General features: G+C 60.4%; 10 protein-coding genes and 3 pseudogenes. 12 read left to right on the top strand and 1 reads right to left on the bottom strand.

The genetic code is table 11. The features are described from left to right. Nucleotides 1-61: 61 nt before the first annotated feature. The 12 genes and pseudogenes from BT122_RS02065 to BT122_RS02020 all read left to right on the top strand — a co-directional run bounded on the left by BT122_RS02065 (nt 62) and on the right by BT122_RS02020 (nt 11150). On the top strand, nt 62-778 hold the full coding sequence (locus BT122_RS02065) for a hypothetical protein (protein WP_286130283.1): 717 nt from the start codon (nt 62-64) through the stop codon (nt 776-778). A 217-nt stretch (nt 779-995) separates the two neighbouring features. Next, complete coding sequence (locus BT122_RS02060) at nt 996-2144, top strand: zinc ribbon domain-containing protein (RefSeq protein WP_059052979.1); 1149 nt, start codon at nt 996-998, stop codon at nt 2142-2144. Between the two features lie 53 nt (nt 2145-2197). Next, a pseudogene (locus tag BT122_RS11235) lies at nt 2198-2269 on the top strand (zinc-ribbon domain-containing protein); the annotation flags it as partial. Between the two features lie 78 nt (nt 2270-2347). Then, a complete protein-coding gene (locus BT122_RS02055; RefSeq protein WP_286130282.1) occupies nt 2348-2845 on the top strand; it encodes a hypothetical protein in 498 nt (165 codons plus the stop codon). Between the two features lie 54 nt (nt 2846-2899). Further along, complete coding sequence (locus BT122_RS02050) at nt 2900-3739, top strand: zinc ribbon domain-containing protein (protein ID WP_072354396.1); 840 nt, start codon at nt 2900-2902, stop codon at nt 3737-3739. A gap of 295 nt (nt 3740-4034) precedes the next feature. Beyond that, nucleotides 4035-4103, top strand: a pseudogene (locus BT122_RS11225) (zinc-ribbon domain-containing protein); the annotation flags it as partial. 78 nt (nt 4104-4181) lie between these two features. After that, nucleotides 4182-5192, top strand: coding sequence for a hypothetical protein (locus BT122_RS02040; protein ID WP_286130281.1), 1011 nt, complete (start codon nt 4182-4184; stop codon nt 5190-5192). 83 nt (nt 5193-5275) lie between these two features. Next, a pseudogene (locus BT122_RS11220) lies at nt 5276-5422 on the top strand (zinc-ribbon domain-containing protein); the annotation flags it as partial. Nucleotides 5423-5596: 174 nt separating this feature from the next. Further along, the gene (locus BT122_RS02035) at nt 5597-7258 is read left to right on the top strand and encodes a DUF5050 domain-containing protein (RefSeq protein ID WP_286130280.1); all 1662 of its coding nucleotides are present in this window, start codon (nt 5597-5599) and stop codon (nt 7256-7258) included. A 29-nt stretch (nt 7259-7287) separates the two neighbouring features. After that, complete coding sequence (locus tag BT122_RS02030; protein ID WP_083432256.1) at nt 7288-8631, top strand: glycoside hydrolase family 3 protein; 1344 nt, start codon at nt 7288-7290, stop codon at nt 8629-8631. A 28-nt stretch (nt 8632-8659) separates the two neighbouring features. Beyond that, a complete protein-coding gene (locus tag BT122_RS02025) occupies nt 8660-9775 on the top strand; it encodes a PASTA domain-containing protein (protein WP_072354391.1) in 1116 nt (371 codons plus the stop codon). Between the two features lie 169 nt (nt 9776-9944). Beyond that, nucleotides 9945-11150, top strand: a complete 1206-nt coding sequence (locus BT122_RS02020) for an MFS transporter (protein WP_072354390.1) — start codon at nt 9945-9947, stop codon at nt 11148-11150. A gap of 193 nt (nt 11151-11343) precedes the next feature. Here BT122_RS02020 and BT122_RS02015 read toward each other — a convergent pair whose 3' ends face one another. Continuing rightward, nucleotides 11344-12381, bottom strand: coding sequence for an asparaginase (locus BT122_RS02015; RefSeq protein WP_072354389.1), 1038 nt, complete (start codon nt 12379-12381; stop codon nt 11344-11346). Between the last annotated feature and the right edge of the window lie 27 nt (nt 12382-12408).

Below are 12408 nucleotides of genomic sequence, written 5' to 3'. Positions count from 1 at the left end.
CCAGACCGCCGTTCGTCCTCCTCTGAGCGTTCCTTACGGTGCGTCTCAAAGCACGCCCCAGATGGCTCAAGCTACCGGCGGAGCATCTCAAGGCGCAAATAGCCACTCTTCCAAGCACACCGTCGCAATAGTGGTGGCGTGCATCGCCGTGGTTGCCGTTGTCGGCGTTGGTGCCTACTTCTTCTTGTCGCAGCGATCTGCAGCAAGCCAGGCGCAACAGAGCGAGCAGACCACCGCGTCTTCTACCGAGGCAGACTCGAGTGAGAAGACAAGCGAGTCCACGACAGGCCAGACAGCCTCCAACACCACGACAACTGACAAGAGCGAAGAGACGACGAGCTCGGAGACTAGCGCAAAGCCGAAAACCGACATCACGTACGACGAGAGCACGGGATCGGTAACCTCGGCAACCTATGGGCTCTCGGTCACCTTGCCTAGTGGCATGACATCGCAGACGTACTCCGATGGGACGGGCATCACGCTCAAGGATTCCGGCTCGGGCATGGTCATCAATGTCTGGGCAAAGGCAAACGATAGCGGCCAGTCCCTCGATTACGTCAAACAGGTAGCGGAGAATGGCCACGATGTTGACTATGACGCCACGGGGGATGGCTGGTTTGTTGTCTCGTATTGGAATGGCGACACTGGCTACTACGTGCGCGAATACGTAAACGACTCCCGTATTTTGGCCCTTGAGTTCACCTGGCCGAGGGATTCTTCTGCCCGCGGCTCTCAGATTGTTGAAGACATGACTCCCACGCTTAACGTGGCCGAATAGGCGTGGCTCTCATCCGATTCTGCTATCAGTGGCTGGTGCGCATTGCGTGCCAGCCACGTTTTTGCTGGTTGAGGTCTAGCGGCCATAACAAGCTCCGTACAAAGGGCATCGGCGCTTTCTTTGGAGGTTGCGCAACAATATAGAAAAAGCCTTGACGTACCATGTGCACAGCACGTCGGACGTTGGTTGTAGCTATGGCATGAGGGTTGGTGGAGCAATGAAGTGCTGGAACTGTGGGCAGGAGATTGAACGAGGCGGTTCGTCGTTCTGCCCCAACTGTGGGGCAAACCTCGCAGACGCGCCTAAAGCAAAGGTAGAAGGGCAGGAGAAGACCGTTGCGCAGGCTGCAGTGACGGGAGATGGGTCTTCGGCGGCTCCTGCAACCGGTGCGTCCAACACAGACGCGCGTCCCGTCATGCCCGAGGTTCCCATTGACCAGACCCAGCGCTATGTGACGCCATTGCCCTCCAATGCCTGGAGCCAGCCCGCCTCGCCGTCCAGTGAGTATGACTCGCTTGGCGCGGATTATCAGACGCCCCAAACCGTGGTCTCTGGTGGGGTCGACTCTCCCGAGCAGGCGAAAGAGGACTACAAGCGCGCGAAGAGGGAGCTCAAGGAGGCTCGCAAGCGTGCCGGAAAGTCCAACGCTCCCAAGATCATCGCGGCAATTGTCGCCTTTGTTCTCGTTGCGGGTGGTGCGGCGGCAGCCATGTACTACTTCGATCACGGCAACTCGTTCGACCCCAATGGCGGCCAGGTGCAGGAGCAGCCTGCGGACGAGTCAAGCTCTCAGGACACCCAGAGCTCAAGCGACTCGACGGACTCAACCGACAAGACCGATGCAAGCGCGTCGTCTGCCTCCAAGGACTCTTCCTCCTCAGATAGTGGTTCTGCTACGAGCAGATCGAGCAATTCTACAAGGGAAAGTGCCCTTGTCGGCACTTGGACTGGAGAGCTGAAAAAGACCTCGAGCGGTTCGCTGGATTGCTATGGTTCCCAGAAAATGCCCCCAGTGCTTACGGTCAAGTCCGTTGACTCGGCGGGGAAGATTACCGCAGATCTTAAAGTGTGCTACCACGCGCACGATTCGGAAGATAACCCAGTCGATTCCTCTCCCGCCGATGTCTACTACGAGGTAAAAGACATCACAATGACGGACAACAATGGCTCCTTCTCGTACAAGCTTGACGTTCAGTCAATCGACAAGAGCTATAGCGATAACGATTCTTATGAGATTGATTTTACATTTGATGAAACTGCGACAACTCCCAAACTTACGGCTAAAACGAGAAGCGCCTATTACCCAGATGGAAGTTACTTTGGTAGCTTGGAAAACGAGGACTTCGAGTTCAGCAAGACGAGCTAGCGCGAGAAGCCCCTGCCTTTGCCCATCGACCTACTCCGTTACTCTCGAAAGGAATGACAATGTTCTGCCCAAAGTGTGGTGCCCAAATTGCCAATGGAGCTGCGTTCTGTCCTAAGTGCGGAGCCAAGCTTGGTGCAGCAAACGTTGCGATGCCGGCTTCCTCTCCCGTCACCATGGGCACCCCCGCTCCCGTAAAGCCTGGTATGTCGGTGTCTCTCCAGAGCATCATCTCGGTTGCCTGCGCGGCGCTGGCTATCTTCTCGGCGTTTATGCCTTGGGCCACGATGGATGCGACCACTTCCGCAGTGAGCAATGCGGCTTCGCTCTTTGGCGTGGGGGCAAGCTTCCAGAAGAGCTATACGCTCGCGCAGTTCAGTCAGCTCTCCTCTGACTGGGGGAGTTACCGTTCGATGGGGGTGTCCGGCGGCGAATGGTTCATGGCGTTCTTCGTAATTTGGCTTGTTGCTCTATTCCTTATTGCTGGTGGTGCTGCGTACTACCTGGCTAAGAGAAGCGCAGGCGGGAAGCGCTACATGCTCGTGGGCCTCGTTGTGTATGCCGTGCTCGCCATAGTCTGCATGATGCTCTTGGGGTCGTCGCGTGACTTTACGTCCGACTTTACGGGTGAACTGGTCTGCCTGTTTGCATGCGCCGCGGGCATTGTCTTTGCGATTATCGCCGGCAACCCGCAGAGGGCATAACCAGCGCTAAGTTGATGTACCGGTCTGAGCAACAACAACGATGGGGGACAAGCAATGGGATTCTTGGATAACGTCTCGAACTCTCTTAACCGTGGGGTCAACACTGTGAGCAGGTCGGGCAAGACCGCTCAGCTCAACATGCAGATAAACGAGCTCATGAAGCAGCGCCAGAACATGGCTGCACAGCTTGGCGCGAGCCTTTACGACATGACGAAGGGCAACCCCGCTTTCACGGCTGGTCGTGAGCCCCTCTACAACGGCATTGCGAGCATTGACGCGCAGCGAGCGTCACTCGAGGCGCAGATTGAGCAGATTAAGGCAGAGCAGGCAGCAGAGACTGCTGCGGCTCAGACGTATCGCTGCCCCAACTGCGGGTCTGTTGTCTCCGCGACGGACCTGTTCTGCAGGGGCTGCGGCCTTCCCATTGCCCAGGTGATGGCCGCACAGGCGCCCGTTACCCCCGCCATGGTCCCCGTGCCTGGTGGTCGCACGTGCCCAACGTGCGGTGCGCCCATGGGACCGGATGACGTGTTCTGCATGAACTGCGGCACCCGCGTCGATGCCCCCGCACCGGCCCCTGCGCCAGCGCCAGCCCCCGCACCCGCGCCGGCTGTGGCACCCGAGCCCGTTGCCATGCCGGTGGCTGAGCCTGCCCCGGCTCCAGAGCCGACGCCGGTCGCCGCAGCCCCTCAGGTGCAGGCCGAGCAGAATGCACCCGTCCAGGCGCCCGAGCCCGCACCCGCCATCGAAGCCGATGACTCCGGCCTTACCGTCATGCCTGCGGAAGCCGAGGCTGCCCCCGCAACGCCTGCGCCAAACGTGTGCCCCAACTGCGGTGCCGAGGTTGCCCCTGGCGAGAAGTTCTGCTTCTCCTGCGGCCACAAGCTCGGCTAGGCATCGTCTTACAGGCATATCAACACGAGGGAATTTGTCATGGAGGATATGGTTGAGGTTGACCAGTCCCTCAGTACCGCTGTGGTTCATCAGGCCAACCGCCCAAAGACGTTCCAGGTTCAGCCGCCCAGCCCTCGTTTTGCTCCAATTGCGGCTCACGCCTTTGGCCAGGTGCCAAGTTCTGCCCCACGTATGGTGCCAAGGTTAAGGACTACGGAAGCGCTGCAGGTGGCCAAGCCCTAAAGCCCGAGGTTTATTGTTCTGAGTTCTGCTCGAATTGACGCGGGAGGCGAGAATGTATTGCAGCAATTGCGGGGCGAGAATTGATCGCGAGGATGCGGCGTTTTGCCCCAACTGTGGGGCGCCGCTTAATGTTGCTGACATGGGCAGCGCTCGGGCTACCGAGCCGACGCCACTTCCGGTACAGCCAAATGGGGTTCCCGTGCCAGATTCCGTTGGCCAGGGCGCAAAGGATGCGGAGTCTCCCAAGAAGGGCCGCCGGCGCTACAAAGGGCTTGCCGTGGCGCTCGTGGTGGTGCTTGCCATCGCGGCTGTTGGAGGCGGCTTGTGGTGGAAGGCCGACCAGGATAGGAAGGCTGCTGAGCAGGCGGCTTGGGATGCAGCCCATGCCGAGCGTACCATCCAACTTACGATAGTGGCTCCGGGATACACCTCTGCGGCGACTCGCATTCCGCTCGAGATTACGGGCACGGATTTGGACGGTAATTCCGTGGACCGCACGGAGTATGTGGGGCTTGATGATCCAAGTCTCTCTCTGCTCCAGGGCGACTACGAGATTCGTGTCGTTGCATCGCCCATACTTGAAGATGGTTCGCTGTATTCGGTTCCGGCGGATTCAGCAAGTGTCACGGTGGGGGATGCCGACGAGACTTCCGTAGACGAGACGATCGAGTTCGCGACTGTGGATGATCCGGCGAGCGTGACAGACGACCAGATTGCTGCTGCGAAGGCTGCTGCCGAGGCGGACCCCAATGATGACGGGAGGGCCGAAACACTCGCCCAGGCTGCTGTTACCTGGCGCGACAACGCCGTGGCTGCAAACAAGGCTGCCAGGGAGGCCAAGCGCCAGCAGGTGGCTATGGACTTTACGATTGCGTACGAGACCAACGCAGTGAGCCCCAGTGGAAACTACACGTCTAGCGACTCCGTAACCTTGATATCGGATGCCGATTGGCACGCATCGATCGATCCTTATATCGGATCGACAACGGGCTCCTTTGCTCACGGTCTCGATCCGTCTGACGGTGCGTATCCGCTGCGCGCTCATGACCCAGAGATCCTTGGGTCCGATGGCAGTACCTACTACGTGCAATACATCATCACAGACTGGGGTGAACAATCGGGATGGGAGACCGAGTATGAGTACAGCAGCGTGCTCCTGGTAACCCTCGATGACAATGACCTCGTAATCTCTGCGGCGTATGGTCAGTAAGCAGCCCGCAAGGTCCTGGGACTGGGATGCGATAGAGCGGACTGGGTTGGCACCAGTCAGGCAATCGAGAAGAGAGAAGCATCATGTTTTGTCCGAAGTGCAGGGCGCAGATACCCGATGATTCGGCGTTTTGCCCGGAGTGCGGATCGCCAATCAAACATGCCGTGCGCCATTGCCCGTGGTGCGGGGCGCCGCTCAGGGAGGGCGCGACGTTCTGCTCCTCCTGCGGCAAGAGGGTGGACGTAGGGCAGGCCGCGCCGCCTCCCGCCGCCTCGCCAGCTGCTACTACGCCGATGCCTGCTGCATCGCCGTCTACAGCCATGCGCCAGCCCGTCGTGCCACCCGCGGGTAGTGCTTCTCAGCCTGTTCCCCAGCCGCCTAAGCCCAAGAAAAAGCACCGTGGGGTGCTGGTTGCGGGCATCTGCGCTGCCGTGGTGGTTGCGGGAGGCGTTGGCCTCTGGTGGTACGGCAATCACGCAGAGCGCCAGGTCTCGATAAAGGTTGAGGCACCCAACTACAGCAACGACGCCACACGCATCCCGCTGCACGTTACGGGTGCCGACTCTGACGGCAAGTCAGTCGACAAGACCGGGTATGTCGACGCAGACGGCGGCGGGCTCTCCCTCTCACCCGGCTCCTACGAGGCCACGGTCGAGGCCTCGCCCATACTGGCGGATGGGTCTATCTATGAGGTGCCCGAGGATCCCGTCACGATTTCGGTGCCCTCATACAATCCCATTGAAGCGGTCGCCGCGGTTCCCGAGGTCATACAGAACAGCGTGAACGCAGGCGGATCCGGCCAAAGTGACGGGAGTGCGGACGGCTCCGACGCCATCATCACGCTGACTCCCGCCGACCCGGCGAGGGTGACGGATGAGCAGATCGCCGCCGCCGTTGCCGCGGCATCGCAGGACCCCAACGACAACGGGAAGGCACAAAGCCTCTCCCAGGTCGCGACTGCCAAGCGCGACGAGGCGCTTGCCTCCCTCGTCGGCAACATGCCGTCCAACTACGCTAACAATGCCCTGGCAGCAAGCGATGGAACCTATGACTATTTCTACTCAAAGTCCCTGGGGGGAATCTATCGCGCAAAGAACGACGGTTCCTCTCCCGAACAGGTTTTTGCAGATGAGACAGGCTCTGAGACTACCTCATACTGCTACGGCCTCAACCTCAGCGGAGACACCCTCTACTTTGTGATGCAGACGAGCGGTGGCAGGATGGGGGCGTCAATTTGGTCGGTAGGGACCGATGGCTCGAACCCCCAGCAGCTCTATCACCTGCCTGACGGCGATGGGCTGGACTGGATTTATGACCTGGATGGCACCTATGCCATCAGGCAGCTCTACCTGTACGGGCAGAAGCTCTACTTTGTCCTTGGCTACTACGTGGGTTGGGGAGGAGACGACCCCGAGCAGACCTTTGAACTGTGGTCCATGGACGAAGACGGCTCCAACCAGCAGAAACTTTCGGAATTTACCGTCGATGGCACGCAGGACATCCCCATTTTTATGGATGATGGTCGGCTGTACTATGCCGCTAACTCCCTCGATGACTTCGGCTCCGATATCGACAGTGCGTATTCGTCAGACATCGTTTCAATCAAGCTCGACGGTTCCGACGAAACGGAGATAGCCTTGTACCTGAATGTCGAGGTCATGAGCCTTTTTGTTCAAGACGGAAAAATCTACATGTGCACGAGGGATCATCTAGATGGAGGATCCCCGGGGGAAATAATGTCAATGGACTTGGATGGCTCGAACGTCTCGACCCTCGCCCAGGCGAACGATGGCGAGGTATTCTCGAGATTCTTTAACGTCGTGGATGACACTGTCTACACCATCATCTACTCCACTGGCGAGAGTTCCGTACCGCTGCTTGGGATATACGGATCTGACGGAAACAAGACAACGGCCAGTCTCGACTTGGGCCAAACTTTGCCCTATGCAATCTGCTCGAGCGGAGATCACCTTGTCGTCCTTGGTGGTGGCAACGGAGGGGGTGCCGTTTACTCTGCGGATACCTATAGCCTCGACGGAGAGCCACAGAATACATATGCGAATTAGTACGTCACTCGAGCAGGGATGGACCTATCGTGGCCAAGCATTATGCAACCAATAGCAGCAAGAAGCGCAACGTAACACGGCGACGTGCACTCACTGCCGCCGTCGTAGCGGCTGGTGCGGTGGCCGGTGGGCTCATCGCTGCGCATCAGCTGAGCAACACGTCAGATGCCGCTTCTCAGCAAGCGGAGAGTGCAGACAACGGCGGGGAGGCTGTGACGAGCGATGCCCCGGTGCTCTCGCCCCAGGAGCAGCTGGAGGGACGGGTCCAGGAGAAGCTCGGCCAGATGACGCTCGAGCAGAAGGTTGCGCAGCTCTTTGTGGTGCGGCCCGAGTCGCTTACGGGCGTTGGACAGGTGGTCCAGGCAGGCGATGCCACCAAGTCTGCCTTGGAGCAAATGCCCGTGGGAGGCGTCGTGTACTTTGCGGCGAACCTGCAGGATTCCGAGCAAACCCGTGCGATGCTCCAGAACACCCAGTCGTACGCGCAGGAAGTCGAGGGTCTGCCGCTATTCCTTTGCGTGGACGAGGAAGGCGGTACGGTTTCTCGCGTTGGCGGCAACAGCGGCTTTGACATCGCAAACGTGGGCGACATGCGTGACGTGGGCGCCACGGGTGACACCTCGAACGCGTACAACGTAGCCAATCATATAGCCGGCTACCTCACCGACCTTGGCTTCAACGTGGACTTTGCGCCCGACGCAGACATTGCGAACACCAGCAGCACCACTATGGAAAGGCGCTCGTTTGGCTCAACGTCTGATGTGGTGGCGCCGATGGTGGAGTCCCAGGTGAAGGGATTCCTGGACGGGCAGATTCTATGCTGCGCAAAGCACTTTCCGGGGATAGGGGGCGCCGAGGGAGATTCGCACAGCTCGAGCATCTACTCTCAAAAGACGCTGGACGAGATGTCTGCTGAAGAGCTGGTCCCCTTCCAGAGCGCCATCTCGGCGGGAGTGCCGTTCATTATGGTGGGGCACCTCTCGTGCCCGCAGGTGACGGGCAACGATGACCCCGCGAGCATCAGTCCCACCATTATCACGGGCGTGCTGCGCGAGCAGCTTGGCTACGAGGGCATTGTGATTACCGACTCCATGGGCATGGGTGCCGTGACCGATGTGGTCTCGAGCGACCAGGTTGCCGTGCGCGCGATTGAGGCCGGTGCCGACATGGTGCTGATGCCGGCGGATTTGCAGGCCGCTTATCAGGGCGTTTTCGACGCGGTCAACAGCGGCGAGATTACAGAGGACCGCATCAATGAGTCCGTTGCCCGCATACTGCGAGTGAAGCTTGGGCGGATGAGCGAGGACGGAAGTGTGCTTTCTCCCTCGGATGCCGTTGTTGCAACGTCGAGCGCTTCTGGAACGAGCGAATAGCCGCCTTGGAGGCAGAGAGGATTGTGCCATGTTTTGTACGAACTGCGGGGCCCAGATAGATGACAATGCTGCCTTCTGCACCAACTGCGGCGCTCCGGTCAGGCGTTCGGGATCCAAGCCCGTGGCAGGGGCCGCGGAGAGCGTGAGCCCCAATGCTGCCGCGGATTCCACAGCTGCGGAGACCCAACGCTTGCAGATGCCGCCTCAGCAGGGGTTCGGTGGCGCGGCTCCCTCGTCTGCTCCCCAGTACGGTGCGCCGCAGGACAGCGCGTCCCCGTACGGCACATCCCAGCAATACAGTGCCCCCTACGCGCAGCCGCCCGAGGGAGAAGCCAAGGCGGGGGGTGGCAAGAAGTCTCACGGCTGGGTTGTTGCGGTTGTGATCGTTGCCATCGTTGCTGTCTGTGCGGGTGGCGCGTTCGCTATGTACCAGCTTAAGCTGGGGCCATTCTCAACCACCGGCAGTGATGCACAGCCTTCCACCGCGAGCACCGCCGATGCGGCGTCCGAGAAGAGCGATGACGCTGCGCAGGAGGCTGGCTCTGTGACCGTGCCCGACCTGAGTGGGCTTTCCTACGACGAGGCAACACACAAGCTGCAGGACCTGGGGCTGAAGCTTGGGGAGGTCACAAAGGAGTACAGCTCTAGTGTCGAGGAGGGGTCTGTGATCTCTCAGGGCGTCTCCGCTGGCTCTGATGCCGATCCGGGAACCTCTGTCGATCTGGTCGTCTCCCAGGGTGCTGAGCCACGAATCGAGCATCACTTCGAGCTTGTCCAGCAGGCCGTGACATGGGAGGAAGCCAAGCAATACTGCGAGAGCAATGGTGGCTACCTTGCAGTCATTCACAATGACGACGAATACCAGCAGGTGTTGGATACCATTGGCAGCAGCGACGTCCGCGTGTGCTGGCTTGGGGGCTACCGTGACGGAGACTCGTGGCAGTGGGTCGACGGCGATGACTTCTCGTGGAGCTCGTGGGCAAGCGGTGAGCCCAACAACGACGGTGGCACCGAGAATTGCCTGGCGCTTCTCAAGAACAAGGATGACCAGTGGGGCTGGTACGATGTGCCAAATGACGTGAGTTCCTTCTATAAGGCAAGCTACCTCGGGTTCATTATGGAGACGGACGTTACCGTCAAGTAGCGTTGGTACGTTAGATGCATATGCGATAAGCAGGCGAGCGAGGCGCGGGGCCACCGAGGCTCCGTGCCTCGCATTTTGCGAGACGTGCGTGCAGTTCGGGGAAAGTTGGCCGACCGGTGCAACGTGCGTGCTAGGCTTCTCGGCTGCTGCCGTCTTCTGAGGGGGTTTCGTGGAAGAGACTGTGACTGGCGTTACGCCGGGCCGCGCGCGTCTGTGCGTGGCCCTTCTCGTGCTCCTGGGCTTTGTGCTGGGCTGCTCGGAGTTCATTGTGATTGGCATCGAGTCGAACCTTGCGGAGGAGATGGGCGTCTCGCTTGCCACGGCCGGCCAGCTCATCAGCCTCTTTGCCCTGCCATACGCGGTGATGACGCCGGTGCTTGCGCTTGCGACGGGGCGTTTTCGACGCTACACCATGATGCTTGCCTACTTGGTCATTTTTTGCATTGGCAACGTGCTCTCGGCGTTCGCGCCAAACTTTGCCATGCTGCTTGCGGCGCGGGTGCTGCTGGGGTCGATCTCCGGCGCGCTGCTGGCGGTTGGCGTGACCTTCATCCCAGAGCTGGTGGGTGCCAAGAGGTCGTCCGGTGCCCTCACGCTGGTGTACGCCAGCTATTCAGTTGCGCTTATCGTGGCGACGAGCGTTAGTAAGATCCTTGCGAGTACGGTCGGATGGCATGTTGCCATGTACGGGACCCTCGTTCTCTCGCTTGTGGCTAGCGCCCTTCTCGCCGCTTGCATGCCGAGAAGTGGCCAGACCGACGAGCCCGCAACCGCGCGTGAGCAGGCGCGCCTCTTTGGCGAGCCAAGCATCATCGCGGGCATGCTTGTGTTTGTGTTTGGCATTGGCTCGGTGTACACGTTCTACGGCTACGTGACGCCGTACATGGAGCAGGTGCTGGGGATGGATGCCGTGGCCGTGAGCGGGGCGCTTGTGCTGTACGGAGTCATCACGTTTGGCTCGAACCTGCTGAGCGGCTGGGTCGACATGCGCTTTGGCATCAAGGCGCTGGTTGCGGACTTTCTCGCCCAGGCGGCAATTCTCGCAGGGCTGTACGTGGCGGGCTCGTCGATGCCGGGCTCTCTGGTTCTGGTGATGCTTCTGGGACTGGTCATGTACGTGGCGTCGATTCCCAGCGTGTCCCACTTCATGGACGTGGCGCGCAGGCGCTACCCCAAGGCGCTCACGCTGGCCAGCTCGCTCGAACCGCTCTCGTTTAACGTGGGCATTGCCTTTGGCACCTTTGTGGGAGGTGTCGTGGTCTCTGGCCCGGGGATCCGCGCGGTTGGCCTGGTGGGGGCCGTGCTCGCCGTGGTGGCAGCGGCGCTGGTGGGCGTCACGCTGGCGCTCACGAAGCGCGAGGAGTCGCGCGGGTAGGTGCGGCATCGCCGGAAGGCTGCTATTGTTGCCGATTGCGCCAAAACAAGCCCTCCGGCGACTTTTTGTCTCCGGAGGGGCCCAGGTGATGCAAAACGTAACAATAATGCCTCTCCGGCGACTGTTGCCGTTGGCGTCGGGGTGAGACCTGCGTATGCCATTGAGGGCGGGACGTGCCTCCCAGCGCCGTCTCTTACCGCACGGCGCGGTCGTGGTTCACGGGCCGATAGAAGAGCTTTGCCACCTCGGCCGGTTCGCGCGTCTGTCCGAGCGCCCACATGGTCTTTGCCACCAGGGCCTCCGTGGTCATGTCGTCACCGCGAAGGATTGCGGGCTCGTTGACATAGGCGCTCCCCACCTCATAGACGCCCAGGTCAAGGCCCTCCTCTGAGACCTGCGTGGTGAGCACGATAGTCTTGCCGCAGTCAATCCAGTCAAAGATCGCCTGCTCAAAGTGGGCACCCTTGCACTCTGGGATGCCGCCGATGCCAAAGGTCTCGAGAATCACGGCGTCATAGTCGGGCCCCAGCGCGTCGAGGATCCCCGGCCCCAGGCCCGGGGTGAGACGTACCACAACCACGTGCTCATCCAGGCGCTCGTAGACGCGCGGCCGCCGATTCGGCCGCACCACCGACGCGCCCGCCCCGGTGATGGTCATTCCCTCTCGACCCTCGCGGATGATGCGGTCGCTGCGGATGATGGCCGGCAGCGGGTAGTTTACGCTGGTAAACGCATTGAAGCTCATGGTGCGCTGCTTGTGGGCGCGCGTTCCCACAATGACCGAGCCGCCAAACACGATGGACACGTCATGCGAGTCGTCGTCGGTGGCGTAGAGCAGCGACTGGTACAGGTTGAGCTTGGCGTCGGTGAAGGGGTTCGCCATGGGCTGCTGCGAGCCCGTGAGCACGATGGGCTTGGGACTGCCCTGGATGAGATAGGAGAGGGCAGCCGCCGTGTATGCCATGGTGTCCGTGCCGTGGAGCACCACAAAGCCGTCGTAGTCGTCGTAGGCGTCCATGATTGTGGCGGCAATGCGCTTCCAGTCGCTGGGGCGCATGTTGGTCGAGTCGATGTTCATGGGCTGAACAATGTCCAAGTCACACATGCCACGCGCCTGCGGAACATAGCCAGCCAGCTCCTCGCCCGTAAGTGCGGGAGCAAGGCCCGTGCCGTCTGCCTCGGGCATGGATGCAATGGTGCCGCCCGTGGCCACCATGAGGATCCTCTTCATGCGTTGCTCCGTTCGAGAAGTGCGCCA

It is taken from the genome of Olsenella sp. kh2p3, from assembly GCA_900119625.1.
Lineage (GTDB): Bacteria > Actinomycetota > Coriobacteriia > Coriobacteriales > Atopobiaceae > Tractidigestivibacter.
The sequence above is the reverse complement of the archived record's forward strand: the minus strand, read 5'-3'. Positions and strand labels throughout refer to the sequence as shown.

Bases quoted from the DNA above. Each gene is read 5' to 3' on its own strand.
- BT122_RS02055 (WP_286130282.1), top strand. From the start codon at position 2,348: ATGTCGGTGTCTCTCCAGAGCATCATCTCGGTTGCCTGCGCGGCGCTG.
- BT122_RS02025 (WP_072354391.1), top strand. From the start codon at position 8,660: ATGTTTTGTACGAACTGCGGGGCCCAGATAGATGACAATGCTGCCTTC.
- BT122_RS02065 (WP_286130283.1), top strand. From the start codon at position 62: ATGGCTCAAGCTACCGGCGGAGCATCTCAAGGCGCAAATAGCCACTCT.
- BT122_RS02015 (WP_072354389.1), bottom strand. From the start codon at position 12,381: ATGAAGAGGATCCTCATGGTGGCCACGGGCGGCACCATTGCATCCATG.
- BT122_RS02050 (WP_072354396.1), top strand. From the start codon at position 2,900: ATGGGATTCTTGGATAACGTCTCGAACTCTCTTAACCGTGGGGTCAAC.
- BT122_RS02060 (WP_059052979.1), top strand. From the start codon at position 996: ATGAAGTGCTGGAACTGTGGGCAGGAGATTGAACGAGGCGGTTCGTCG.